At 67.6% G+C, this 24,160-nt stretch carries 21 protein-coding genes and 3 tRNA genes; 16 read left to right on the forward strand and 8 right to left on the reverse strand.

All coding sequences use genetic code 11. From position 1 onward, the window contains the following. Positions 1-24: 24 nt before the first annotated feature. The 8 genes from RCH12_RS00075 (at position 25) to RCH12_RS00110 (ending at position 8,640) form a co-directional block, all read left to right on the forward strand. The gene (locus RCH12_RS00075; RefSeq protein ID WP_327015701.1) at positions 25-1,653 is read left to right on the forward strand and encodes an ABC transporter substrate-binding protein; all 1,629 of its coding nucleotides are present in this window, start codon (positions 25-27) and stop codon (positions 1,651-1,653) included. A gap of 91 nt (positions 1,654-1,744) precedes the next feature. Then, positions 1,745-2,848 carry an ABC transporter permease gene (locus RCH12_RS00080; protein WP_103431763.1) on the forward strand — a complete coding sequence of 368 codons (1,104 nt, stop codon included), beginning with the start codon at positions 1,745-1,747 and terminating at the stop codon, positions 2,846-2,848. A gap of 2 nt (positions 2,849-2,850) precedes the next feature. Beyond that, positions 2,851-3,918, forward strand: coding sequence for an ABC transporter permease (locus RCH12_RS00085; RefSeq protein ID WP_327015702.1), 1,068 nt, complete (start codon positions 2,851-2,853; stop codon positions 3,916-3,918). After that, entirely contained in the window at positions 3,915-5,624 is a 1,710-nt protein-coding gene (locus RCH12_RS00090) for an ABC transporter ATP-binding protein (RefSeq protein ID WP_327015703.1), read from the forward strand. The genes RCH12_RS00085 and RCH12_RS00090 overlap by 4 nt, the downstream gene beginning before the upstream one ends. Positions 5,625-5,629: 5 nt before the next feature. Further along, complete coding sequence (locus RCH12_RS00095) at positions 5,630-6,529, forward strand: dipeptide/oligopeptide/nickel ABC transporter ATP-binding protein (protein WP_327015704.1); 900 nt, start codon at positions 5,630-5,632, stop codon at positions 6,527-6,529. Beyond that, the gene (locus RCH12_RS00100; protein ID WP_327015705.1) at positions 6,526-7,518 is read left to right on the forward strand and encodes a D-isomer specific 2-hydroxyacid dehydrogenase family protein; all 993 of its coding nucleotides are present in this window, start codon (positions 6,526-6,528) and stop codon (positions 7,516-7,518) included. Before RCH12_RS00095 ends, RCH12_RS00100 begins: the two co-directional genes overlap by 4 nt. 85 nt (positions 7,519-7,603) lie before the next feature. After that, a tRNA-Asn gene (locus tag RCH12_RS00105) sits at positions 7,604-7,676 on the forward strand. A gap of 88 nt (positions 7,677-7,764) precedes the next feature. Continuing rightward, positions 7,765-8,640, forward strand: a complete 876-nt coding sequence (locus RCH12_RS00110; RefSeq protein WP_243399212.1) for a sensor histidine kinase — start codon at positions 7,765-7,767, stop codon at positions 8,638-8,640. Between the two features lie 13 nt (positions 8,641-8,653). Here RCH12_RS00110 and def read toward each other — a convergent pair whose 3' ends face one another. Next, the gene (gene def / locus RCH12_RS00115; RefSeq protein ID WP_103431769.1) at positions 8,654-9,220 is read right to left on the reverse strand and encodes a peptide deformylase; all 567 of its coding nucleotides are present in this window, start codon (positions 9,218-9,220) and stop codon (positions 8,654-8,656) included. A gap of 40 nt (positions 9,221-9,260) precedes the next feature. Between def and RCH12_RS00120 the strand changes: the two genes are divergently transcribed. From RCH12_RS00120 to RCH12_RS00135, 4 genes are all read left to right on the forward strand, one after another. Further along, positions 9,261-10,175, forward strand: a complete 915-nt coding sequence (locus tag RCH12_RS00120) for a DMT family transporter (RefSeq protein WP_088456131.1) — start codon at positions 9,261-9,263, stop codon at positions 10,173-10,175. A gap of 201 nt (positions 10,176-10,376) precedes the next feature. After that, complete coding sequence (locus RCH12_RS00125) at positions 10,377-11,627, forward strand: glycosyltransferase (protein WP_327015840.1); 1,251 nt, start codon at positions 10,377-10,379, stop codon at positions 11,625-11,627. A 34-nt stretch (positions 11,628-11,661) separates the two neighbouring features. Continuing rightward, a tRNA-Ile gene (locus tag RCH12_RS00130) sits at positions 11,662-11,735 on the forward strand. A 16-nt stretch (positions 11,736-11,751) separates the two neighbouring features. Further along, positions 11,752-13,500 carry a bifunctional 3'-5' exonuclease/DNA polymerase gene (locus tag RCH12_RS00135; RefSeq protein ID WP_442784540.1) on the forward strand — a complete coding sequence of 583 codons (1,749 nt, stop codon included), beginning with the start codon at positions 11,752-11,754 and terminating at the stop codon, positions 13,498-13,500. A 1-nt stretch (position 13,501) separates the two neighbouring features. Here RCH12_RS00135 and RCH12_RS00140 read toward each other — a convergent pair whose 3' ends face one another. Continuing rightward, positions 13,502-14,089 carry a PadR family transcriptional regulator gene (locus RCH12_RS00140; RefSeq protein ID WP_327015707.1) on the reverse strand — a complete coding sequence of 196 codons (588 nt, stop codon included), beginning with the start codon at positions 14,087-14,089 and terminating at the stop codon, positions 13,502-13,504. A 212-nt stretch (positions 14,090-14,301) separates the two neighbouring features. Here RCH12_RS00140 and RCH12_RS00145 point away from each other — a divergent pair, with 212 nt between their 5' ends. Then, positions 14,302-14,823 carry a DUF3145 family protein gene (locus tag RCH12_RS00145; RefSeq protein WP_103431774.1) on the forward strand — a complete coding sequence of 174 codons (522 nt, stop codon included), beginning with the start codon at positions 14,302-14,304 and terminating at the stop codon, positions 14,821-14,823. Between the two features lie 33 nt (positions 14,824-14,856). On the opposite strand, the gene RCH12_RS00150 is transcribed toward RCH12_RS00145, so the two are convergent. The 6 genes from RCH12_RS00150 to aceE all read right to left on the reverse strand — a co-directional run bounded on the left by RCH12_RS00150 (position 14,857) and on the right by aceE (position 22,512). Further along, positions 14,857-16,092, reverse strand: a complete 1,236-nt coding sequence (locus tag RCH12_RS00150) for a beta-ketoacyl-[acyl-carrier-protein] synthase family protein (protein WP_103431775.1) — start codon at positions 16,090-16,092, stop codon at positions 14,857-14,859. Between the two features lie 126 nt (positions 16,093-16,218). Then, positions 16,219-16,467 (reverse strand): acyl carrier protein, encoded by a 249-nt coding sequence (locus RCH12_RS00155; protein ID WP_022883990.1) that lies wholly within the window; start codon positions 16,465-16,467, stop codon positions 16,219-16,221. A 61-nt stretch (positions 16,468-16,528) separates the two neighbouring features. Beyond that, complete coding sequence (locus RCH12_RS00160; RefSeq protein ID WP_327015708.1) at positions 16,529-17,530, reverse strand: beta-ketoacyl-ACP synthase III; 1,002 nt, start codon at positions 17,528-17,530, stop codon at positions 16,529-16,531. Positions 17,531-17,560: 30 nt separating this feature from the next. Next, positions 17,561-18,481: an ACP S-malonyltransferase gene (locus tag RCH12_RS00165; protein WP_327015709.1), complete on the reverse strand. Its 921-nt coding sequence runs from the start codon at positions 18,479-18,481 to the stop codon at positions 17,561-17,563. A gap of 90 nt (positions 18,482-18,571) precedes the next feature. Then, complete coding sequence (locus RCH12_RS00170) at positions 18,572-19,660, reverse strand: PucR family transcriptional regulator (RefSeq protein WP_241988647.1); 1,089 nt, start codon at positions 19,658-19,660, stop codon at positions 18,572-18,574. Positions 19,661-19,785: 125 nt separating this feature from the next. Further along, positions 19,786-22,512 carry a pyruvate dehydrogenase (acetyl-transferring), homodimeric type gene (gene aceE, locus RCH12_RS00175; protein ID WP_327015710.1) on the reverse strand — a complete coding sequence of 909 codons (2,727 nt, stop codon included), beginning with the start codon at positions 22,510-22,512 and terminating at the stop codon, positions 19,786-19,788. 241 nt (positions 22,513-22,753) lie between these two features. Between aceE and RCH12_RS00180 the strand changes: the two genes are divergently transcribed. The 3 genes from RCH12_RS00180 (at position 22,754) to RCH12_RS00190 (ending at position 24,113) form a co-directional block, all read left to right on the forward strand. Beyond that, positions 22,754-23,221, forward strand: a complete 468-nt coding sequence (locus RCH12_RS00180; RefSeq protein WP_088456141.1) for a peroxiredoxin — start codon at positions 22,754-22,756, stop codon at positions 23,219-23,221. Between the two features lie 63 nt (positions 23,222-23,284). Further along, positions 23,285-23,357 (forward strand) — tRNA-Val (locus tag RCH12_RS00185). A 45-nt stretch (positions 23,358-23,402) separates the two neighbouring features. Next, positions 23,403-24,113, forward strand: coding sequence for a GAF and ANTAR domain-containing protein (locus tag RCH12_RS00190; protein WP_327015711.1), 711 nt, complete (start codon positions 23,403-23,405; stop codon positions 24,111-24,113). Positions 24,114-24,160: the final 47 nt, after the last annotated feature.

Consider the following 24,160-nt stretch of genomic DNA (forward strand, 5'->3'; position numbering starts at 1 on the left):
ACCTTGAGGAAGAGGCATTCGACTATGGCTTTTGAACCCACCAGGCGCGGCCGCGCCGTCGGCGTCACCGCCGGTCTCGCCGCCGCAGCACTCGTGCTCGCCGGCTGTGCAGGCTCCACCGCTGAGGAGGCGGGCGCCGCTCCGCTGACCATCGGCACCACCGACAAGGTCACCACCCTTGACCCGGCCGGCTCGTACGACAACGGCTCGTTCGCCGTGCAGAACCAGGTCTTCCCGTTCCTCATGAACACGCCATACGGCAGCCCCGACGTCGAACCCGACATCGCGATCTCCGCCGAGTTCACCGCGCCGACGCAGTACACGGTCACCCTCAAGCCCGACCTGGTCTGGGCCAACGGCAACAAGTTGACCTCGTCTGACGTCAAGTTCACTTTCGACCGTCAGTTGGCGATCGCCGCCGACAACGGCCCCTCCTCGTTGCTGTACAACTTGGACAGCGTCGACACCCCGGACGACACCACCGTGGTGTTCAACCTGCTCGCCCCCGACGACCAGATCTTCCCGCAGATCCTGTCCAGCCCGGCCGGCCCGATCGTGGACGAAGAGTCGTTCTCGGCCACCGAGCTCACCAGCGACGACGACATCGTGAAGGCCAATGCGTTCGCCGGACAGTACGTCATCACCAGCTACGACTTCAACAACCTCATCGGCTACAAGGCCAACCCCGACTATGAGGGTCTCCTGGGTGCGGCGAAGACCGACGTCGTGAACGTCAAATACTTCGCCGACTCGTCCAACCTCAAGCTCGAGGTGCAGGAGGGCGGCATCGATGTGGCGTTCCGTAGCCTGTCCGCGACAGACATCGAAGACCTTCGCGGCAACGACAACGTCGAGGTGGTCGACGGACCCGGCGGCGAGATCCGCTACATCACCTTCAACTTCGACACCCAGCCGTTCGGTGCCACCACAGCCGACGCCGACGCGGCCAAGTCCCTCGCCGTTCGCCAGGCTGTTGCCGACCTCGTCGACCGTGAAGAGATCGCCGACCAGGTCTACAAGGGCACCTACACCCCGTTGTACTCCTACGTCCCGGCCGGCCTGACCGGTGCGACCGAGTCCCTCAAGGGCCTCTACGGCGACGGAAACGGCGCTCCGGATGCCGACAAGGCCAAGGCGACGCTCACGGCCGCCGGCATCACCGAGCCCGTCGAGCTCAACCTGCAGTACAGCAACGACCACTACGGCCCCTCGTCCGGCGACGAATACGCGCTGATCAAGGACCAGCTGGAGTCCAGCGGCCTGTTCACGGTGAACCTGCAGACCACCGAGTGGGTGCAGTACTCCAAGGACCGTTCCAGCGACGTGTACCCCGCGTACCAGCTCGGCTGGTTCCCGGACTACTCCGACGCTGACAACTACCTGACGCCGTTCTTCCTCACGGAGAACTTCCTGAAGAACCACTACGTCGACCAGGAGGTCAACGACCTGATCCTGCAGCAGGCCGTGACGGTCGACCCCGCCGCGCGCACCGCGCTCCTCGAACAGATCCAGGACAAGGTCGCGGCCCAGCTGTCGACCGTGCCGCTGCTCCAGGGTGCGCAGGTCGCCGTGACCGGGACGACGGTCACGGGAGCCAGCGACACGCTCGACGCGTCGTTCAAGTTCCGTTACGCAGCCCTGGCCAAGGGCTAGGCTCGCAGGTTTCACCTAGCTAGACGACGGGGGCGTTCAGGCGACTACGCGCCGAACGCCCCCGTCTTCCGTTTGCATAAGTGAGGTAGGAATGACGACTGTAGCGACAACGCCAGCGGCCCCGGCGGCCGGGCGACAGCCCACCACGACGGCACCGAAGAAAAAGGGTTCCGGCGGCGGAATCATCCGCTACATCGTGATCCGCTTCCTGCTGATCTTCCCGACCATCTTCATCCTGGTCTCCATGGTGTTCTGGCTGATGCGCACCACGGGCGACCCGATCACCGCGGCACTCGGTGGCCGGTTGAGCGCGGACCAGCTCGCCGAGCGGGTCGCCGCGGCCGGCTACGACAGGCCCATCCTGGTGCAGTACGTCGAGTATCTCGGCCAGATCTTCACGGGCAACTTCGGCACCACGATCAGCACCAACCGGCCGGTCTCGGAGGTGCTCCTCACCTACGGCGCCGCCACCGCCGAGCTGGCGTTCTACGCCCTGCTGGTGGCCTTCATCGTCGGGATCCCGCTGGGCATGGTCGCCGCCTACTGGCGGGACAAGTCGCCGGATGCGTCGCTGCGAATCTTCGCAATCCTCTGCTACGCCACCCCGGTGTTCTTCTCCGGCCTGCTCTTCAAGCTCATTTTCGCCGTTTGGCTGAAGGTCCTGCCTGTCGCCGGCCGGGCCTCGACGAGCTCGGAGCTGCAGATGCAGATGCTGCCGGGCAAGACCGGTCTGTACACCATCGACGCCATCCAGACCGGCAACCCGGCGGTCCTGGTCGACGTCCTGACGCACGCGGTGCTGCCCGCGCTGGCCCTGGGTCTGCTGACCGCCGGGGTCTTCCTGCGCCTGGTCCGCACCAACGTGATCGGCACCCTGGGCACCGACTACGTTGACGCCGCCCGGTCCCGCGGGGTCAGCGAATTCAGGCTCGTGAGGAAGCACGCGTACCGGCCGGCGCTGATTCCGATCATCACGGTGATCGGCCTCCAGATCGCCCTGCTCCTCGGCGGCGCCGTGCTGACCGAGACCACCTTCGAGTGGAAGGGCCTGGGTTTCATGCTTTCCGAATTCCTCCAGGCCAGAGACTTCGTCGCCGTCCAAGGCATCGTCGCCCTGCTCGCCGTCATCGTCGCCCTGTCCAACTTCATCGTGGACATCATCGCCGCGCTGATCGACCCGAGAGTGCGGTACTGATCATGACCCGGATCGATTCCCCGCCGCGCCGGCCCAGCCGCCTGGCCCGCCTGCCCATCATCCACCAGCTCCACCAGAGCGTCGGCCTACAACGCGGGATGCTCGTGGCCGGCCTGGTCATCACCACACTGTTCGTGCTCACCGCCATCCTGGCGCCGCTGGTCGCGCCGTACGGCTACAGCCAGCTGCGCGGTCCGGACGGGGTCTTCGGCGCCCAGCAGCCGCCAGGCGGCGCACACCTGTTCGGCACCACCGTCGGCGGTTACGACGTGCTGTCCAGGGTGCTCTGGGGCGCCCAGACGGCTCTGTTCGTGATTGTGGTCGCCGTCCTGCTGTCGATCTTCGCCGGCGTGTTCCTGGGCCTGGTGTCCGGATACTTCGGCGGCTGGCTCGACCGCGTGCTCGTCGTCGTCTGTGACGCCGTGTACGCCTTCCCCTCGCTGCTGCTGGCCATCGTGATGTCCATCGTCATCTCCGGCGGCAAATCCGACCTCGTGGGCGGGGTCATGGCGGCAGCCATCTCGATCACCGTGGTGTTCATCCCGCAGTACTTCAGGGTGATCCGGGCCGAGACCGTGCGGATCAAATCCGAGGCCTACGTCGAATCCGCCCGCGTGCTGGGTTCCGGCAACATCCGGATCATGGTGCGGCACGTGTTGCGCAACGCCACCCGAACGCTGCCACTGATCTTCACTCTGAATTCCTCCGAGGCGATCCTCACCCTCGCCGGACTCGGCTTCCTCGGTTTCGGCATCGAACCGACCGCCGCATCCGAATGGGGCTACGACCTGAACAAGGCGATCTCCGACGTGTCCAGCGGCATCTTGTGGACCTCGTTGTTCCCCGGCCTGGCGATCGTGTTGGTGGTGATGGGGATCACCCTGGTCGGCGAGAGTCTCAACGACCTGGCCGACCCACGGTTGCGCGGCCGCCGCGCCGTCGGCTCCAACGCCGGCCTGGTCGCCGAGACCTCCGTGGTCCCCGGCGGTACCCTGACCGCCGGGCCCGGCGGTCTCGGCGGGCTCGAAAGCGGCCCCCTCCACACCAACGACGGCGAGGCCACCTCATGAGCGATATCCGCACCGACCAGCAGACCGTCCTCAGGATCGACGACCTCGGCGTGTCCTTCTCCACCGATGCCGGCGCCGTTCGCGCCGTCGACGGGGTCACTCTCAGCGTGCGCCGCGGCGAGGTCCTCGCCATCGTCGGCGAGAGCGGCAGTGGCAAGACCGTCACCGCCAAGACCATCCTCGGGCTGCTGCCGGAGACCGCGGTCTCCGAGGGGGCCGTGATCCTCACCAGCAGGGACGGGGCGAGTGAGAACAACGTCATCGCGCTCAGCCGCCAGCGCCTGCGCCAGGTGCGCGGCACCGACGTCTCCATGGTGTTCCAGGAGCCGTCCACGGCCCTGAACCCGGTGTACACCGTCGGCTGGCAGATCATGGAGGGCATCAGGGCGCACGGCACCGTCAGCCGCGCCGACGCCAGGAAGAAGGCCATCGAGATCCTCGGCAGGGTCGGCATCCCCGACCCCGAGGTGCGGGTCAACTACTACCCGCACCAGTTCTCCGGCGGGCAGAAGCAGCGGGTGGTGATCGCCATGGCCCTGGTCCTCGAACCGGGCCTGATCGTCGCCGACGAACCCACGACCGCGCTCGACGTGACCGTGCAGGCCGAGATCCTCGACCTGCTCCGACGCTGCCGCGACGAGTTCGGGACAGCGATCGTGCTGATCACCCACAACATGGGTGTCGTGGCCGACCTCGCCGACAGGGTCGCGGTGATGTACCAGGGCAAGGTCGTCGAGGAAGCCGACGCTCAGACCCTCTTCAGCTCACCCCAGGACCCGTACACGCAGAAGCTCCTCGCCGCGGTGCCGTATGTGGGCCAGGGGGTCGTGCGGGCGGCGGAGCGGGCCGAGGCCCGTTCCCCGGGGTGGGCCGAACAGACCCCCGTCGTCGTCGCGGACAACCTGCGCATCCAGTACCCCGGCAGGCTCGGCCGGCCGGGCTTTGTGGCCGTGGACGGCGTGAGCTTCTCGATCCGCCCGGGCGAGGTGCTCGGCCTGGTGGGGGAGAGCGGGTCGGGTAAGACCACGATCGGCCGGGCCATCGCCGGCCTCACCAGGGTCACCGACGGGTCTCTCACCGTTCTCGGACACGAGATGAACGGATTCAAGGAGCGCCGGTTCAAGCACCTGCGCAGCGATATCGGCTTCGTGTTCCAGGACCCGGCCTCCAGCTTCAACCCGCTGCTCACCATTGCGGACTGCGTCGCCGAACCCCTCGTGGTGCACGGCAGGGCCGCCAACCCCCGGGCCGCGCGAGCACGGGTCGACGAACTGCTCGAGGCCGTCCAGCTGCCGCGGGCCTTCGGTGACCGCTTCCCGCACGAACTCAGCGGGGGTCAGCGCCAGCGGGCCAGCCTGGCCAGGGCCCTGGCACTGGAACCCGCCCTGCTGATCGCGGACGAACCGACCTCAGCGCTGGACGTGTCCGTGCAGGCCAGGGTGCTGGAACTCTTCGCGGAGCTGCAGCGCGAATTCGGATTCGCGGCCCTCTTCATCAGTCACGATCTCGCCGTTGTGGACATCCTCGCCGACCGGATCGCCGTGCTTTACCACGGTCGCCTGGTCGAGGAGGGCACCGGTGCCCAGGTGCTCGGATCGCCCCGGGACCCGTACACCCAACGGCTCCTCGCGTCGCTGCCGGTGCCCGATCCGGCCGCCCAGGCGAAGCGGCGGGACGAACTGCGGAGGCTGCGTGCGGCAGGATAGAAGTCATGAGACGCGTCGAAGCAGATCCGTATCCGATCGTTGCCAGTGACCTGACCGTCGAATACCCGGGTCACGGCGCGAGCCCCGCGTTCGTGGCGCTGCGCGGACTGACCCTGACCCTCGGCCGGGGAGAAGTGCTCGGACTGCTGGGCGAGAGCGGGTCGGGCAAGAGCACGATCGCCCGGGTGCTCTCCGGGGCGGACTCCGGGACCGGCCACGGTGACGTGCGCGCGCAGATCACCGGCGGGCAGGCGACGGTGCTCGGCTACCCGCTGCGGCGTATCGGCCGACGCAAACTCGCCAGGCTCACCTTCGGCGTGGGGATGCTCGCCCAGAATGCCGCGAGCACCCTCCCCGCCAGCCTCACCGTGGCGGACATCGTCGCCGAACCCGTCCTCGAACGCGATCGGCGCTACGACAGAGCGGCGTTGGAGACCCTCGTCGCGACGATGATCGACGCCGTGCGCCTGCCGCTCTCGGTGCTGGGAAAGTACCCCTATGAGCTCAGCAGCGGCCAACGCCAGCGTGTCGCACTGGCCAAGGCCCTGGTCTTCGGGCCGGCCCTGCTCATCGCCGACGAGCCCACCGCGGGCGTGGATGCCCTGGTGCGCGACGATGTCATCGACCTGATCGGCGAGCTGCAACGAGAACGTGCCTTTTCGGCCGTGCTGATCAGCAACGACCTGAGCGTGCTGCGTCGGGTCGCCGACCGGATCGGGGTCATGCACCAGGGCGTCCTGGTCGGGCTGGGCACCATCGACGAGGTCTTCGACAACCCGTGGCATCCCTACGTCGTCGAACTCGCGGCGGCGCTGACGCTGGACGGCGCAGCTCTGGATCCCACGGGGCTGGATTCCCCGGCGCACGATGTCGGCGCCGACACCGACCGGAGCCCGGAGGCATGACCGGGCAGCACCGCGCGGTCCTCTCCGACGAACCCGAGCGCGACCCGGGCCTCTGGCGGCCGACGGCCGGTCCGATAGCCATCCTGCCCGAGGACAATGCCCTCTTCGCCGGCGCCGTCGCGTCGGCCGGGGGAGTCGTCGCCCCGCTGTCACCGGACACCCGGGGACTCATCTGGCTGTCATACGCCCGCGCCGCGGAACTCGGGGAGGTGCTGGCGGACAACCCCCAGATCGGCTGGGTGCAGCTGCCCTGGGCCGGAGTCGACGCTTTCGCCGACATCCTCTCCCGGCATCAGCGGCACGACCTGCTCGTGACCAGCGCCAAGGGCGCCTACGCCCAACCGGTGGCCGAACACGCGTTGGCCTTGATCCTGGCGTCGCTGAGGGTGCTCCCCGTGCGGGCCAGAGCGCGGTCCTGGAATTCGGTGCCCGCCGGAGCATCCCTGTATGGCCGGTCGGTGCTGATCATCGGGGCCGGCGGCATTGCCCGTGAACTGATCCGGCTGCTCGAACCGTTCGGCACCCGCATCGTGGTGGCGCGCCGCAGCTCGGAGCCCGTGCCGGGAGCCGCCCGCACCGTGCCGGTGGGGCAGCTGGACACGGAGCTGCCCCTGGCCGACATCGTGGTGGTCGCTGCCGCGCTGACCGGCGACACCCGGCACCTGCTCGGCGAGGCCGAACTCGCCCTGATGGCGTCGACGGCCCACCTGGTGAACATCGCCAGGGGGCCCCTGGTCGACACCGACGCGCTGGTGGCCGCTCTGGCCGCCGGCGCGATCGCGGGCGCGGCCATCGACGTCACCGACCCGGAACCGCTGCCGGACGGGCATCCGCTCTGGAGCGAGCCCCGGTGCCTCATCACCCCGCACATGGCCGACACGCCCGAGATGACCGCGCCGCTTCTGGCCGAGAGAATTCGGCTCAATGTGGCCGCTTTGCTGGGAAACGGGCCGTTTGTCGGGGTTGTCGACCCCGCAGAGGGGTACTGAACGTCCACTCGGATTTGGTGCACGGCGAACTTTTGGTAAAGTAACTACGCCGTTCAAGCGAGGGAAACTTTCGCTGAGCATGCATTCCTCGATAGCTCAATTGGCAGAGCAGCGCACTGTTAATGCGCAGGTTCTTGGTTCGAGTCCAAGTCGGGGAGCGAAAAGGCCACTAGGGGCTCCACCCCCGGTGGCCTTTTTTGTGCGTGCCGCTAGTCTGATCCCGAAAAGATGCGAAAGGTGGCGGTCGTGTTCCCCTGGCAGACCCTCAGCGCTGTACTGGCCGTGCTCACCGTGGCCCTGGTCATTCTCTGGTTGCTGGCCGTGGCGAAGCAACGCCGCAGCCGCTTCGCCAGATCGGCGGCCGAACGCGTGCGCATCGACCTCGAGCTGTCCCTCGCCGAGCAGCACGGGCGTCTCGCGATCATCCGCGAGCTGCAGGACATCGCCGTGCTGTCTCTCGCACGCCTCATCACCCGGGCCGAGGGGGCCCGGTACACGGCCGAGAGTGACCCATCCACGGCCGTGCGCGCCGCGACGGCCCTGGTCGAGGACGGCAGGGTCGCTCTGGCCGACCTGCGCCGGGTTCTGACCATCGCCAGAGAGGGCGAGGCCATCGCGACCAGCGCACCGGGCCTGCAATCGGCCCGCAGCCTCTTCGGCGTGATGCGCGACGCCGGCCTGGCCGTCGCCTTCACCGAGTCCGGTGACAGGTTCCCGCTCAAACCCGGGGCGGAACTCGCCATCTACCGCATCCTGCAGAGCGCCCTCGCGAACGCGCTCAAGCACGGCGGGCCCGGCACCGAGGCCAGAGTGTCGTTCACCTGGACCCAGGACGGCCTGCAGCTCCTCATCGACGACGACGGCATCCGCGCGGCGGCCAAGCGGGAAAGCGCCTCGCCCTCGGATTTCGCCGCCAAGACCGCCTACACGATCGACGACGACCTCAAGGCCCTGAGCGAGAGCATCTCGGGCGCCGGGATCACCCAGATGCGCGAACGAGCCCAGCTCTTCGGCGGGATCTTCAACGCCGGAACCGTGCCGGGGGTCGGCTTCTCGGTCTCAGCCGTCTTCCCGTCGCTGCGGTTCCACAACGGTGTGCACGGCGTCAACCTGACCCGCTGACCCGCTCAGCAGCTCAGCTTTCGAGGTCGTCCACACCGGGCAGCCAGGTCACGCCGGGCACACCCCAGCCGCGCTTCCGGCTGACCTTGGCGGCGATCTTGGCGTAAAAGTGTTCGAGCCGGTCCACGTAAAGGGTGCCGTCGAGGTGGTCGAACTCGTGCTGGAAAATCCGTGCCAGCCAGCCGTCGGCCCGGATCTCGAAGGGCTGCTGGTCGAGGTCCACGGCGCGCAACACGGCCGAGCCGGCCCGCTGCAGCGGGAACCGCTCGCCGGGAAACGACAGGCACCCCTCGACGTCTTCGTCCTCATCGGCCTCACCGGCGGGGACCGGCGTGATCCAGAGCTCCGGATTGATCGCGACACCCCTGGTCTCGACCTCGTCGTCGTCGAGGTAGCTGAACGTGAACAGCCGCAGCCCGACCCCCACCTGGGGTCCGGCGAGACCGACACCGGGAGCGGCATCCATCGTCTCGAACATGTCCTGCACCAGCGTGCGCAACTCGTCGTCGAACTCGACGACGGGAGCGGCGGGGGAGTGCAGGACGGGGTCACCTGAAATTACTATCGGTCGAACGGCCATTCACCAAGGATATCGGCATGGATCTCGATAGTCTCGTTGAGTGACTCCCGACCTGACAGACCTGGCTGGAGAGATCGCGATTGATCCACGCCAGGCAATCGGCATCCCGCTCGCGTTGATCGGCGCTGTCTTCCTCTCCCTTGGCGCACAATTCCAGCACCGCGGTGTGACCAAGGTGGAAGCCCACACGAGGGAAATCACCGGCGGACTGAACACCCGGCAGCTGGTGCTCTTGCTCTCCCGGCCCTCCTGGGTTTTCGGTACCGTGATGCTCGGCCTGGCCATCGCCTTCCAGCTCACCAGCCTCGCCTTTGCGCCCCTCATTGTCGTGCAGCCCCTCGGGGCCGTGGCTCTGGTGATCACGGCGATCCTGAACGCCAGGGTCAGCCATGTCAAGCTGAACCGGGCCTCGGTCATCGCGATCGCGATGTGTGTCGGCGGGGTCGGGCTCTTCGTCACCGTCGCCGCGTTCACGGCGGTCGACAAGCCCGTGACGGATGCGAACCTGATCACCATCCTGGTGGTCCTCGCTGTGGTCCTGGCCGCCTTCGCCGTCGCGTTCGTGCTGCTGCGCAGCCGGTTCAAGGCGATTTTTTACATCATCGGCGCCGGCGTGTTGTACGGATTCGTGGCCACCCTCGCCAAGGTGATCATCAACCGCATCCAGAACGGAAACGTCGAGTGGCTCACCGTCGTCTGCGTCGTCGGCCTGCTCCTCGCTGCCGCGTCGGGCGCCTACTTCGTGCAGAACGCATACTCATCGGGTCCGCCCGACCTCGTCATCGCGGGTCTGACCGTGATCGACCCGATGATCGCCGTCGGCATCGGCGTCATCGTGCTCGGCGAAGCCTCTCAGGCGCCGACCTGGGCCGCCGTTCTTTTCGCGGTCGCCGGCGCTGTGGCGATGTGGGGCGTATTCAGGCTCGCGAAGTACCACCCGCAAACCCAGAGCTGACCGGTGCTTTTTCGTGAACGCGCCGCGTCTGGGGGGCTGCCATGGGTCAAGCGGTTTAGAATAGGGTGCTAACACACCTCGACGGCGAGAATCGTTGAGACCCAGACTTCGCGCCGGACGCTGATCCCCGGCCCACCTACGTAGGGACTATCCCACTTGAGCGCTTCATCTGATTTACCGGGCAGCTCGTCCGACCCGGCCATGCCGGGCACCACCCGACCCATCCGGGTTCTCATCGCCGCCGACACCTTCGCGCCCGATGTGAACGGTGCGGCCCGGTTCGCGGAACGGCTCGCCGCCGGCCTGGTCGGACGTGGCCACGTGGTGCAGATCATGGCTCCGGCTCCGACGCGCAAGCACGGCACCTGGACCGAGGTACACGAGGGCGAATCGATGACCGTGCACCGCCTGCACAGCTGGCGGTGGCGCCCGCACGACTGGCTCCGCTTCGCGCTGCCGTGGATCGTGCGCAAACAGAGCCGTGCCATCCTCGACTCCTTCCAGCCCGACGTCGTGCACTTCCAGTCCCACATCGTGGTGGGTCGTGGTGTGTCGATCGAGGCACAGAAGCGCGGGATCCGCATCATCGGCACCAACCACTTCATGCCCGAGAACATGCTGCAGTTCTCCCTCGTTCCCAAGGGTTTCCAGGACCAGCTCGTCAAGGCACTCTGGAAGGACGCTGAACATACCTTCAAGCGCGCAGAGGCCGTCACCACGCCGACCCGCCGGGCGGCGGAGTTCCTGGAGAAGTACACGGGCCTCGCGGGGGTGCAGGCCATCTCCTGCGGAATCGACGCCGACAACTATTCCCCCAGCTTCGCTCCGCGCACCGAGAACCGGATTCTCTTCGTCGGCCGGGTCACCGGTGAGAAGCAGATCGACGTCCTGGTGCAGGCCGTCGCCCTGCTGGATCCGAACCTGTCTGCCCAGGTGGAAATCGTCGGCGGTGGCGACCAGCGCCGCAACCTGGAACACCTCGTGGAATCGCTCGGACTGAGCGCACAGTTCACGTTCACGGGTTATGTCACCGACGAGGAACTGCGCGAGGCCTACACGCGTGCCACGGTGTTCGCGATGCCGTCCATTGCGGAACTGCAGAGCATTGCGACCATGGAAGCGATGGCGTCGGGTCTCCCGATCGTGGCGGCGAACGCAATGGCGCTGCCGCACCTGGTCCACGACGGGCAGAACGGCTACCTGTTCGAGCCGGGCAGCGCCAAGGACCTTGCGGACAAGCTGACCCGCGTGTTCACGACGACGCCTGACGAACTGAACGCCCTCAAGAACGAGTCGCTGAAGCTGATCGAGGCACACGACATCAAGCGCACCCTGACCACATTCGAACGCCTCTACCGCGGCGTCTCCACGGCGGACACGAACACCAGCGTCCAGCCGGATCCGGCCGCGGCGCACCCTCCGGTCCTGGACGTCACGCCTCGGCGCGACTGAAGGGCGGCGCCCGGCCGATACTATGGTCAGGCACGGGGTGGTAGCTCAGCTGGTTAGAGCACGCGGCTCATAACCGCACGGTCACGGGTTCAAGTCCCGTCCACCCTACGAGAAAGCACGGACTGTGTACATCCTGGTGACCGGATCGAGCTCGGAACGGCTCCGCGTCAGGGAGCTCGACGCCGAAGGCGTTCCCTCGGGTGCCGACACGACGCTCACGACCGGCGAGTTCCGGGCGATGGTGCGGGAACGCGATCAAGACGCGGTGCGCTGGGTCTGGGAAGACACCGCGCGGAGCTATCCCGTCCTGCTGCGGGGGAGTGTCACTGTCCAGCGCTGCCACGATCTACGGCTGTGTCACGCCATCCTGCGCAACTCGGCGCTGACCGGCGGAAGCGCGCTGGCGAACGCCCCGGCAAGCCGGTGGGATGCGCCTGCTGCGGCCGTTCCCGTCGAATCCCCGGGGACGACCCTGTTCGAGATGGATCTGGGTCTGGCCGACGACGCCGGACCGGGGCCGGCCGACGACGACGTCCTGGCGGAGTTCCAGGCCCAGCTTCAGGCGGTCCACGCCTCGGCCGACCCCGGCCGGTTGCGTCTGCTCCTGGCCGCGGAATCCGTCGGCGCCTTGATCGCGGCCGAAATGCAGTTCGCCGGACTGCCGTGGCGGAGCGCGATCCACGACAGCCTGCTCACCGCAGAACTGGGCCCGCGGGCAGCCTCAGGCATCCGGCCGGCGCGGTTGGAAGAACTCGCGGGGCGAATCCGCACCGAACTCGGCGACCTGGAGGTGAACCCGGATTCCCCGCCAGACCTGCTCCGGGCGCTCAACCGGGCTGGACTGGCCGTGGCGACCACCCGGGCATGGGAGTTGGAGAAGCTAGAACACCCCGTCATCGAGCCCCTCCTGCGCTACAAGAAGCTGTCCAGGCTGCTCGCCGCCAACGGATGGTTCTGGATGGAGAGTTGGATCATCAACGACCGCTTCCACCCTGAGTACCTGCCGGGCGGGGTGGTGACCGGTCGATGGGCGACCCGCGGCGGCGGTGCCCTGCAGCTGCCCAAGCAGATTCGCGGCGCTGTCGTGGCCGACCCCGGCTGGAGCTTCGTGGTGGCGGACGCAGCCCAATTGGAGCCTCGCATCCTGGCCGCACTGTCCACCGACACCGCCATGGCCGCCGCCGGACGGGGCACTGACCTCTATGCCGGAATCGTGGCCAGCGGAGTGGTGGACACCCGCGCCCACGCCAAGGTCGCCATGCTCGGCGCCATGTACGGCGCCACATCCGGGGAAAGCGGGCGCCTGCTGCCCCGACTGGCGCGCGCGTATCCGCGGGCGATCGCCCTGACCGAGGCGGCGGCGAGGGCGGGGGAGCGCGGCGACGTGGTCAGCACCCGACTGGGCCGGTCCTCGCCACGGCCAGGGGGCGGCTGGCAGGACGACCAGGCCCGCGGGTCAGAGGCCGGGGCGACGCCGGCCGACGAACGCCGGGCCAGGAGCCAGGCCAGGGACTGGGGCCGGTTCACCCGCAATTTCATCGTGCAGGGAAGCGCCGCGGAGTGGGCGCTGTGCTGGATGGCCGAGATCAGGAAGAGGCTTCGGGCGTTGCCGGTCCCGCCACAGCCGCCCACCGCGTTCTCGGGGGGCCAGGAGCCGGCCCGGACGCCCCCCAGCCCGTTCGCGGGCATCCCTCATCTGGTCTTCTTCCTGCACGATGAGGTCATCGTGCACACCCCTGCGGCCCTGGCCGGCGAGGTGTCGCGAATCGTCACCGAGGCGGCCTCGACGGCTGGCCGACTGCTGTTCGGCGATTTCCCGGTGGACTTCCCGTTGGCCTGTGTCGTCGTGGACAGTTACGCGGACGCAAAATAGGTCACGACGATGTGCCGGGCCGCCGGCCCCGTTTGGGTCGCTGCAGGCTCAGCTCGCGGTGCAGCCCGGGTTCCTCCTCGACTGGAGGGCGATCAGCGACCGCGGCCACGGTATCGAGCCAGGCAAGCGCGGCCCGGGCCTGGACGAGCTGGGCCGCGGCGGCCAACAGTTCCTGACCGGACTCCCCGGCACGCCCGCTCGCGTCTCCGCCGCTGTTCAGCCTCAGCTGCCAGGCGGATCGGTAGCCGGCCAGCAGCGGCGCAAGATCGACGTGCGGCAGGGACGAGGCGATCAGCACCCTGTCCAGCATGTCGGTCCAGTCGGCTCCGGAGTCGCTGCCCGTCTCCCGCAGCCAGGTCAGAGCCTCGGCGTGGCCGCCGTCGGTCAGCCTGTACAGGGGGAGACCGTCGTCGGTGCTGCCCGCCGCCTCGACGGAGCCCTGGCGCACCAGACGCTCCAGGGTGCTGTAGATCTGTCCGACATTCACCGTGCGGCGGCCGGCGGTACGGGTCGCCAACTCGCCGTGCAGCTGGAAGCCGTATGCCGGGCCCATGGTGAGGATGGCGAGAAGCGAATTGCGTACCGACACGATGTCTCCAGCCTGCGGCTGCGACGGTCGCGGTCGACCTCTAAAGCCATACCGAATATACATTAGAGAATGACCGGGTGTTGGGATTTCCCGGCCGGGTGGGGCATAATTCAGCTAGCCGCCGAAATGTGTTCCGCGGGTCCTGGTTGAAAGTCGTTTGAGATCGTTGGGGAAGACGCACCTCGAACACCATCCAGGGAACGGAGAACACTATGACGGCACCCCGCACTCGTCAGTCACCGGCTGCACGGGGAGTTTTGTATGTGCACTCGTCGCCGCGCGCCCTGTGCCCCCACGTGGAGTGGGCCGCCGGCAGCGCGCTCGAAGAGGCGGTCAGTTTCGACTGGAGTGAGCAGCCTGCCCTCGTGGGCGCCCAGCGTGCGGAGTTCTTCTGGGAGGGCCCTGCGGGCGGCGGAGCGGCCATAGCGTCGGCCCTGCTCGGCTGGGATCAGCTGCGCTTCGAGGTGACCGAGGACCCGGGGCCCGGCCGGGATGGTGGCCGTTGGCTGCACACGCCGGCTCTGGGGATCCACTTCGCCCAGACTGACACGGCCGGGAACGTGGTTCTGCCGGAGGACCGGCTGCGTGCGGCCATCCACGCGGCGGGCACCGACTCCGTGCACCTGCACCGTGAGCTGCGGCGCGCCTTGGGCCAGGCCTGGGATGACGAACTGGAGCCGTACCGGCACGCCAGCGACTTCTCCAGCGTGGTCTGGCTGCACAATGTCGGCTGACTGCGGGCGAGGCCGGGGCCCCGCCCGCGACGGCTAGACCGAGCGGAACGCGACGACGGCGTTGTGACCGCCGAAACCGAACGAATTGCTGATGGCCAGGAGATCGCCGGCGCCCAGGGCGCGCGGCGCGGTGACCACGTCGAGCGGGATGGCGGGGTCCTGCTCGGTCAAGTTGATGGTCGGCGGCAGGATCCGCTCGGCCAGGGCCTTCACCGTGAACAGCGCCTCGATCGCGCCGGCACCGCCGAGCAGGTGCCCGGTGGACGCCTTGGTCGCCGAGACCGGGATACCGTCGAGGAGGTCACCGAACACGCGGCGGAGCGCGTTGTACTCAGCGATGTCGCCCACCGGGGTGCTCGTGGCGTGGGCATTGATGTGCATCACGTCGGACAGGTCGGCCCCGGCGTTCTGGATCGTCGCGATCATGGCGCGCGCGGCGGCCGATCCCTCGGGATCCGGCGCCGTGATGTGGTACGCGTCGCTCGTGATGGAGCCGCCGAGCAGTTCGGCGTAGATGTGCGCACCACGGGCGAGGGCGTGCTCTTCGGTTTCGATCACCAGGGCCGCAGCGCCTTCGCCGAGCACGAAGCCGTCGCGGCTGACGTCATAGGGGCGGGACGCGGTGGCGGGGGAGTCGTTCCGCTTCGAGAGCGCCTGCATCGCCGCGAAGGATGCGATCGGCAGCGGGTGGATGGCCGCCTCCGAGCCACCGGCTATGACGACGTCGGCCAGTCCGGCCTGCAGACGGTTGTAGGCGTTGACGAGAGATTCGGTGCTGGACGCACAGGCCGACACGACCGTCGTGATGCCGGCGCGGGCGTGCAGATCCATGCCGATAGCTGCTCCGGGACCGTTGGGCATCAGCATGGGCACGGTCATCGGCAGGACGCGACGGGGTCCACGCTCGCGCAGGGTGTCCCAGGCGTCGAGCAGGGTCCACACACCGCCGATGCCGGTGGCCCAGTCGACGGCGAGACGTTCGGGGTCGACCTCAGGCATCCCGGCATCGGCCCAGGCCTCGCGGCCGGCGATCAGGGCGAACTGGCTGGACGGGTCGAGGCGTTTGGTTTCCTGGCGGGCCAGAACGTCGACGGGGCGCACCCTGGCCTGGGCGGCGAAGGTGATGGGGAGCGCGGTGCGCTCAACCCACTCGTAGTCCAGAGTGGATGCGCCGGACTCGCCGGCGAGGAGGGCGTTCCAGGTGTCGGTGGCGTTCCCGCCGAGGGGCGAGGTGGCACCGAGGCCGGTGACAACGATTTTTTTGGTCATAACAACGACTCTCCGTCAGAACGTGCTCGAGTGAGAACGTGTGCGAAACGAGGTGGAAACCCCGGCTGGAGCGTCCCTGGAAAACGGACCGGCTGGCAGAGCCAACCGGCCCGTTCGGGCGTGGACCTAGTCCTGGGCCTTGACGATGAACTCGACGGCGTCGCCGACGGTCTTGAGGTTCTTGACCTCTTCGTCGGGGATCTTGACGTCGAACTTTTCCTCAGCGTTGACGACGATGGTCATCATCGAGATGGAATCGATGTCCAGGTCGTCGGTGAACGACTTGTCCAGCTCAACCGTGTCGGTTGCGATGCCCGTCTCGTCGTTGATGAGCTCGGCCAGGCCGGCAAGAACTTCTTCGGTGGACAATGCCATGTTGTTTCTCCTTGGGGGTGTCTCGTTTGACCGAGATTCAGTTTAGTTGGACAGAGGGGAGCTACGGCAGCACAACCACCTGCGCGCCGTAAACCAGGCCGGCTCCGAAGCCGATCTGGAGGGCAAGACCTCCGCTGAGTTCGGGGTGTTCCTCGAGCAAGCGGTGGGTGGCTAGGGGGATCGACGCGGCCGAGGTGTTCCCGGTCGTGGCGATGTCGCGGGCGATGACGACGGACTCCGGCAGCTTCAGCTGCTTGGCGAACTCGTCGACGATGCGCATGTTCGCCTGGTGCGGGATGAAGGCGGCGAGCTGGTCGGGGGTGATGCCGGCGGCGGCCAGGGTCTGCTTGGCGATCTTCGCCATGTCCCAGACGGCCCAGCGGAAGACGGTCTGGCCCTCCTGGCGCAGGGTCGGCCATTCCTTCTCGCCCCGTCGGTATTCCTGCAGGGTGCCGTTCATGCCCACGGCGTCAGCGCGCCCGTCCGAGCCCCACACCGAGGCGGAGATGCCGGGGTAGTCGCTCGGGCCGATGACAACGGCGCCGGCGCCGTCACCGAGCAGGAACGAGATGCTCCGGTCGGTGGGGTCGACCATGTCGGAGAGTTTCTCCGCACCGATGACCAGGGCATAGTGGGCGGCGCCGGACCGGATGAGGGCATCCGCCTGGGCGACACCGTAGGCGTAGCCGGCGCAGGCGGCGTTGAGGTCGAAAGCGGCGGCGGGAACCGCACCGATGCGCTCGGCGACGACGGCGGCCATCGACGGCGTCTGACGGCCGTTGCTGATGGTGGCGATGATGATGGCGTCGATGAGCTCAGGGGCGATGCCGGAGCGTTCGATGGCCTCGAGTGCGGCGGTCGTTGCGAGGTCGACGGCCAACACATCCTGGCTGGCCCTGGTGCGGGTGATGATTCCGGTGCGCTGCTGAATCCACTCGTCGGACGAGTCGATCGGGCCGACGATGTCGTCGTTGGGAACGATGAGGTCTCCGCGGGCGGCGCCGACGGCGAGGATGCGGGTGTACTGGGCGCCCTGCGACTGCAGGAGTTGTGGCTGGGTCATTCGTCTCTTCCGGTGGCGACTCTGGCTGATTCAGGCCTGGCGGTCGATCAGGTCGTACGCAGCGGGCAGGTCGTCGGGGGTCTTGATGGCCACGCTCGGGATGCCCCGCAGGGCGCGCTTGGCCAGTCCGACGAGTGCGCCTGCCGGTGCGACCTCGATGATTCCGGTCACTCCAGCGTCGGCAAACGACTGCATACACAGGTCCCACCGTACCGGCGACGAGACCTGACCGACGAGCAGGTCGACGAAATGCGAACCGTCGGCCACGGTGCTGCCGTCGTGATTGGTCCACAGCGGCAGGGTCGGGGTCTGCGGGTTCAGGCCTGTCGCAACGTCGGCGAGGTGCGCCACGGCGGGGAGCATGTGGCGGGTGTGGAAGGCGCCGGCGACCTGGAGCGGGATGACGCGGCTCTTGGCGGGCGGATCAGCGGCGAGGGCGGCGAGGGCGTCGAGGTCACCGGCGGCCACGATCTGGCCGCCGCCGTTGAAATTGGCCGGTTCCAGGCCGAGGTCTGCGAGTCGGGCCAGGAGTTCGGCCTCGTCCCCGCCGAGCACGGCGCTCATGCCGGTGGGCGTGACGGCGGCTGCGGCCTTCATGGCGCGCCCGCGCTCCCCGACGAAGGTGAGAGCGTCCGAGGAGCTGAGGACCCCGGCGCCGGCCGCCGCGGTGATCTCACCGACGGAGTGCCCGGCGATGCCGCCGACGGCGTCGCGTCGGCCGTCGGCGAACAGGGCGGTGAGGGCGAGGAGTCCGGCGGCCACGATGAGCGGCTGGGCGATCGCGGTGTCGCGGATCGTGTCGGCATCAGCGACAGTTCCCGCCGTCACGAGGTCGGTCGAGGACTGCTCCGACATGGTGCGGAGCTGTTCGGCATAGGCCGGATCCTGCAGCCAGGGTTCGAGGAATCCGGGCGTTTGCGAGCCCTGACCGGGACAGACGACAACAATCATTTCCTTAGTCTCCCAACTCGGAACGGACGGAGGGTGTGGGTAATGTACCGACTATCCGCGGAACGTTTGTCAGATACCGCAAACGGGGGTTCAGCGGCGCCGAGTCGAGCCGTCGTGGTCACTGATCGAACCGATGATCAGCGCCGACTGCAGGATGAGCGCCTCCCTGGCCCCCGTCGCGTCATAGCCGATCACGTCGGAGACCCGCTTGAGGCGGTAACGAACGGTGTTGGGGTGCACGAACAGTTCGCGCGCCGTCGCCTCGAGCGAGCGGCCGTTGTCCAGGTAACACCACAACGTCGTGAGGAGTTCGGTGGAGTGCGCCTGCAACGGGCGATAGATCCGGTGGATGAGCGTGGCGCGCGCGAGCGGATCACCGGCCAGGGCCCGCTCGGGAAGCAGGTCGTCGGCCTGCACCGGCCTGGGAGCGTTCCGCCAGGAGCGGGCGACGGCGAAGCCGGCCAGGGCCGCCTTGGCGCTTTTGGAGGCGTCGACGAGGTTGGGCACCTCGTGACCGAGCACGAGGTGCCCCGGGCCGAAACTGGGCTCGAGCTGCATGGCGATTTCCATGAAACTGAGCGAGGACGGGCCCCCGGCTGCCTCGTCGGCCTCGGGATTGGCCGGGTGGGCCCGGCCGATCACCAGCACCAGCCGGTTGCCCTGCACGCCGATCAGCACGTCGGCGGTCATGTGCCGCGCCGCCCGGCGTAGCTGGTCCACGTCGAGCATCTTCGGCGTGGTGCCGACGAGCACACAGACCTCGCCGTGGCCGTGCCAGCCGAGGGCGGCGATCCTGCTGGGCAGTTCGTCGTCGTACTCGCCGCTGAGGATGGAGTCGACGACCAGGGCTTCGAGCCTGGCGTCCCAGAGCCCCCGGGCCTCCGCGGCGCGGGCGTAGACATCCGCGGCCCCGAAGGCGATTTCGCGGGAGTACAGCAGGATCGCCTCACGGAGGGTCTCCGAGCCGTCCTTGACCCGCTCTTCGACGACCTCGACGGTCACCCTGATCAGCTGCAGGGTCTGCTGCAGGCTCACCGAGCGGAGCAGTTCCCGGGGAGCTGCGCCGAAGACATCCGCCGCGATCCACGGTGTGGACCGCGGGTCGTCGTACCAGGAGATGAAGGAGGTGATGCCGGCCTGGGCCACCAGGCCGACGGCGGACCGCCGCCCTGGTGGCATATCGCCATACCAGGGCAGCGTGTCCTCGAGTCGTTTCAGAGTCGCCGTAGACAACTCACCCGAAATCGTGCGCAACCAGGTGAGGGTCTGTTCCTTTGTCTTCGGCGCCGGTGACACGGTCCGGGTTAGCTCTCGCCACCGGCCGAGCCGGTGGTGCCGGCCAGGACGTCGTGCAGGCGGTACTTGTCGATCGCCTGCTGGATGAGGCTGCGGTCGATTTCGCCGCTGTTGGCGAGCTGCTGCAGGGTGCGGACCACCATGGACGGGCCGTCGATCTTGAAGAACCGGCGAGCCGCGGGGCGGGTGTCGGAGAACCCGAAGTCGTCGGCACCCAGGGTGGCGAAGTCGCCGGGGATGAACTGGCGGATCTGATCCGGCACGGCGTGCATGAAGTCGGACACCGCGACGAACGGACCGGCCGTATTGGCGAGCTTGTCCGTCACGTACGCGGTACGCGGCTCCTCGTTCGGGAAGAGGAAGTTGTGCTCCTCCGCCGCGAGGCCGTCCCGGCGCAGTTCCGACCAGGACGTGACCGACCAGACATCGGCGGACACCCCCCAGTCCTCAGCGAGCAGGGTCTGCGCTTCGAGCGCCCACGGCACCGCAACGCCGGAGGCCAGCAGCTGGGCCTTCGGGCCGGCCACAGTGGACTCGGACACGCGGTGGATGCCGCGGATGATGCCGTCGACGTCGACATCGGCCGGCTCGACGGGCTGCACCTGCGGCTCGTTGTACACGGTGATGTAGTACATGACGTTCGGGTCGGTGTGGGTGCCGCCGTACATCCGCTCGAGGCCGGACCGGACGATGTGCCCGATCTCGTACCCGAAGGCGGGGTCGTACGACACGACGGCCGGGTTGGTCGACGCGAGCAACGGCGAGTGGCCGTCGGCGTGCTGCAGGCCTTCACCGGTGAGGGTGGTCCGGCCGGCGGTGGCGCCGATCATGAAGCCGCGGGCCATCTGGTCGCCGGCGGCCCACATGGCGTCGCCGGTGCGCTGGAAGCCGAACATCGAGTAGAACACGTACACCGGGATGAGCGGCTCACCCTGGGTGGCGTACGACGTTCCGACGTTCGTGAAGGCGGCGAGGGCGCCGGCCTCGTTGATGCCGACGTGGATGATCTGGCCCTGCGGGCTTTCCTTGTAGGCCAGCAGCTGCGCGTGGTCCACCGACGTGTAGTGCTGACCGTTGGGGTTGTAGATCTTCGCGTTCGGGAAGAACGCGTCGATGCCGAAGGTGCGAGCCTCGTCGGGGATGATCGGCACGATGCGGTGGCCGAAGTCCTTCGAGCGCAGCAGCTCCTTGAGCAGCCGGACGAACGCCATGGTGGTGGCGATCTCCTGGGTGCCGGAGCCCTTCTTGGTCACGGCGTAGGTCGAGTCGTCCGGCAGGTTCACCTGGGTGTACTTGCTGCGACGCTCGGGCAGGTAGCCGCCGAGCGCGCGGCGGCGCTCGTGCATGTACTGGATCGCCTCGTCGTTCTCACCGGGGGTGTAGTACGGCGGCTGGTACGGGTTGGCCTCGAGCTGCGCATCCGTGATCGGCACGTGCATGCTGTCGCGGAAGGTCTTGAGGTTGTCCAGCGTCATCTTCTTCATCTGGTGGGTCGCGTTGCGCCCCTCGAAGCTCGGGCCCAGGCCGTAGCCCTTGACCGTCTTCGCCAGGATGACCGTCGGCTGGCCCTTGTGCTCCGATGCGGCCTTGAACGCGGCGTAGACCTTGCGGTAGTCGTGGCCACCGCGCTTGAGGTTCCAGACCTCGTCGTCGGTGTAACCCTCGACGAGCTTGAGCGCGCGCGGGTCGCGGCCGAAGAAGTTCTCGCGCACGTAGGCGCCACTCTCGGCCTTGTAGGTCTGGTAGTCACCGTCGGTGGTGACGTTCATCAGGTTCAGCAAGGCACCGTCGGTGTCGCGGGAGAGCAGGTCGTCCCACTCGCGGCCCCACACCACCTTGATGACGTTCCAGCCGGCGCCGCGGAAGAAGCTCTCCAGCTCCTGGATGATCTTGCCGTTACCGCGCACCGGACCGTCGAGACGCTGCAGGTTGCAGTTGACGATGAAGTTGAGGTTGTCGAGACCCTCGTTGGCGGCGACCTGGAGCTGTCCGCGGCTTTCGACCTCGTCCATCTCGCCGTCGCCGAGGAAGGCCCAGACCTGCTGGTCGCTGGCGTCCTTGATGCCCCGGTTGGTCAGGTACCGGTTCAACTGCGCCTGGTAGATCGCGTTGATCGGGCCCAGGCCCATCGAGACCGTCGGGAACTGCCAGAACTCCGGCATCAACCGGGGGTGCGGGTACGACGAGATGCCGTCGGGCGCGTGCGACTTCTCCTGTCGGAAACCGTCGAGCTGGTTGGCGCTCAGACGGCCCTCCAGGAAGGCGCGGGCGTAGGTGCCGGGGGAGGCGTGGCCCTGGATGAAGATCTGGTCTCCGCCGCCTGGGTGGTCCTGGCCGCGGAAGAAGTGGTTGAAGCCGGTCTCGTAGAGAGCAGCTGAGGAGGCATACGTCGAGATGTGGCCGCCGACCGCGATGCCGGGGCGCTGGGCGCGGTGCACGAGCACGGCGGCGTTCCAGCGGATCCAGGCGCGGTAGCGGCGCTCGATGTCTTCATCGCCGGGGAAGTCAGGCTCATTCGACGAGGCGATGGTGTTGATGTAGTCCGTTGTCGGCACCATCGGAACGTTCAGGTGCAATTCCTTGGACCGCTTGAGCAGGCTGAGCATGATCTCGCGGGCCCGGCCGGGGCCGTTGGTCGCGACCAGCGCGTCGAGGGATTGCGACCATTCGGACGTCTCATCCGGATCGGCGTCCGAGTTGTCCATTGAATACGGGTCTTGGTCGTTGACAGTCACACTCGACCTCTTTCTGTAGGGCAGATCGTGTGGGGGAAGATCGTGCCTGGTTAGGCGTGCCGGACAGAACTAGGTCGGGTCACGACCGAAAGGCACCCCGTCAGCCTAGTGATTCTTACTGGGAAGCGCGTACGGCGGCGCGGCAGTGTGCCGGGACAGTGTTGGTGAAGCCTCCTGGGGCGGCTAGGCTTGCCCCCCGTATTCAGCCATCGTCCCCCGATGGCCGGAAAGGACACGCACCATGGCGCTGGAGAATGACACCCAGGCACCCGACTTCGAGCTTGTCAGCCAGTACGGCGAGCGAATCCAGCTCAGCCGGTACCGGGGTGAGAAGTCCGTGGCGCTGGTGTTCTTCCCCCTCGCCTTCTCAGGTATCTGCAGCGGCGAACTCTGCGAGCTGCGCGACAACCTCGCGCTCTTCGCCGACAACAGCGTCGAGCTGATCGGCATCTCCGTGGACTCCCGGCATACCCTGCGGGCCTGGGGCGACCAGGAGGGGTATGGGTTCACCCTGCTCGCCGACTTCTGGCCGCACGGCGCCGTCGCCAAGGAGTATGGGGTCTTCCTCGAAGACAAGGGCTTCGCCAACCGGGCGACGTTCCTGATCGATCCAGACGGCATCATCCGGGCGAGTTTCATCACCGCTCCGGGGGAGGCCCGCTCGCTCGCGGCGTATCGGGCAGCCCTCGACGAGCTGCAGCCGGCCTAGTTTTCCTCCCGGCCGGATTGTCGCTAAGCTCGTGCCATCCTGTTTTCCGAAATTCTTCGGTCGGGGCCTTTAGCTCAGTTGGTAGAGCGCCACGTTTACACCGTGGATGTCATCGGTTCGAGCCCGGTAGGGCCCACACACTTCTGATCATCGGTAGCCTCGCGTCATTTATGATGGGGTGATGGCGACACAGACACGCGAGGGCCAGCTCGTCGAGGCCTTCGTGACTCTCGCCGACACTCTGGTGGTCGGCTACGATCTCGTCGATCTCTTGCACACCCTCGTCTCCCAGTGCGTGCCGCTCTTCGACGCGTCGGCCGCGGGCATCATCCTCACCGACGATGAGGAGTTCGAGGTCGTCGCGTCCACCAATGAGCGCAGCCGCCTCATCGAGATCCTCCAGCTGCGCAGCGGTTCCGGTCCGTGCGTGGAAAGTGTCATCACCGGGCACGCCGTCTCCGTTCCCGATATCGAGGCGTCCGGTCCGAAGTGGCCCCGATTCCGTGCCGGGGCCGTCGAGCAAGGCTTCGGGTCGATGTTCTCGGTGCCGATGCGCCTGCGCACGACGACGATCGGGTCGCTGAACCTGTTCTGGGACCGCACCGGTGGGCTGCCGGGTTCCGACGCGCCGACGGTGCAGGCCCTCGCCGACGTGGCCACGATCGGGATCCTCCAGGAACGAGCGCTGCGGGAAAGTGACGTCGCCCGGCAGCAGCTGCAGTACGCGTTGAGCAGCCGGGTCGTGATCGAACAGGCCAAGGGCGTCGTGGCTTACACCCGGAGCGCCACCATGGACGAGGCCTTCGCCCTGATGCGCCAGCATGCGCGGTCGAACGGGCTGCCGCTGGCCGAGGTTGCCGCGCAGATTGTCAGCGGAGACCTCGCGCTCTAGTCCGCACGGACGTAGTATTTGCCTATAGCCCCAGACCCTGGCTGCAC

The organism is Cryobacterium sp. MP_3.1 (assembly GCF_035984795.1).
GTDB lineage: Bacteria > Actinomycetota > Actinomycetes > Actinomycetales > Microbacteriaceae > Cryobacterium > Cryobacterium zongtaii.

What these genes read in the sequence shown, in the direction of transcription:
- RCH12_RS00160 (WP_327015708.1), bottom strand. Translation starts at nt 17,530, where the DNA reads ATGACCCAGCCACAACTCCTGCAGTCGCAGGGCGCCCAGTACACCCGC.
- RCH12_RS00090 (WP_327015703.1), top strand. Translation starts at nt 3,915, where the DNA reads ATGAGCGATATCCGCACCGACCAGCAGACCGTCCTCAGGATCGACGAC.
- RCH12_RS00145 (WP_103431774.1), top strand. Translation starts at nt 14,302, where the DNA reads ATGACGGCACCCCGCACTCGTCAGTCACCGGCTGCACGGGGAGTTTTG.
- RCH12_RS00075 (WP_327015701.1), top strand. Translation starts at nt 25, where the DNA reads ATGGCTTTTGAACCCACCAGGCGCGGCCGCGCCGTCGGCGTCACCGCC.
- RCH12_RS00155 (WP_022883990.1), bottom strand. Translation starts at nt 16,467, where the DNA reads ATGGCATTGTCCACCGAAGAAGTTCTTGCCGGCCTGGCCGAGCTCATC.
- RCH12_RS00095 (WP_327015704.1), top strand. Translation starts at nt 5,630, where the DNA reads ATGAGACGCGTCGAAGCAGATCCGTATCCGATCGTTGCCAGTGACCTG.
- RCH12_RS00180 (WP_088456141.1), top strand. Translation starts at nt 22,754, where the DNA reads ATGGCGCTGGAGAATGACACCCAGGCACCCGACTTCGAGCTTGTCAGC.
- RCH12_RS00085 (WP_327015702.1), top strand. Translation starts at nt 2,851, where the DNA reads ATGACCCGGATCGATTCCCCGCCGCGCCGGCCCAGCCGCCTGGCCCGC.
- RCH12_RS00080 (WP_103431763.1), top strand. Translation starts at nt 1,745, where the DNA reads ATGACGACTGTAGCGACAACGCCAGCGGCCCCGGCGGCCGGGCGACAG.
- RCH12_RS00170 (WP_241988647.1), bottom strand. Translation starts at nt 19,660, where the DNA reads ATGCCACCAGGGCGGCGGTCCGCCGTCGGCCTGGTGGCCCAGGCCGGC.
- RCH12_RS00150 (WP_103431775.1), bottom strand. Translation starts at nt 16,092, where the DNA reads ATGACCAAAAAAATCGTTGTCACCGGCCTCGGTGCCACCTCGCCCCTC.
- def (WP_103431769.1), bottom strand. Translation starts at nt 9,220, where the DNA reads ATGGCCGTTCGACCGATAGTAATTTCAGGTGACCCCGTCCTGCACTCC.
- RCH12_RS00165 (WP_327015709.1), bottom strand. Translation starts at nt 18,481, where the DNA reads ATGATTGTTGTCGTCTGTCCCGGTCAGGGCTCGCAAACGCCCGGATTC.
- RCH12_RS00100 (WP_327015705.1), top strand. Translation starts at nt 6,526, where the DNA reads ATGACCGGGCAGCACCGCGCGGTCCTCTCCGACGAACCCGAGCGCGAC.
- RCH12_RS00125 (WP_327015840.1), top strand. Translation starts at nt 10,377, where the DNA reads ATGCCGGGCACCACCCGACCCATCCGGGTTCTCATCGCCGCCGACACC.
- RCH12_RS00190 (WP_327015711.1), top strand. Translation starts at nt 23,403, where the DNA reads ATGGCGACACAGACACGCGAGGGCCAGCTCGTCGAGGCCTTCGTGACT.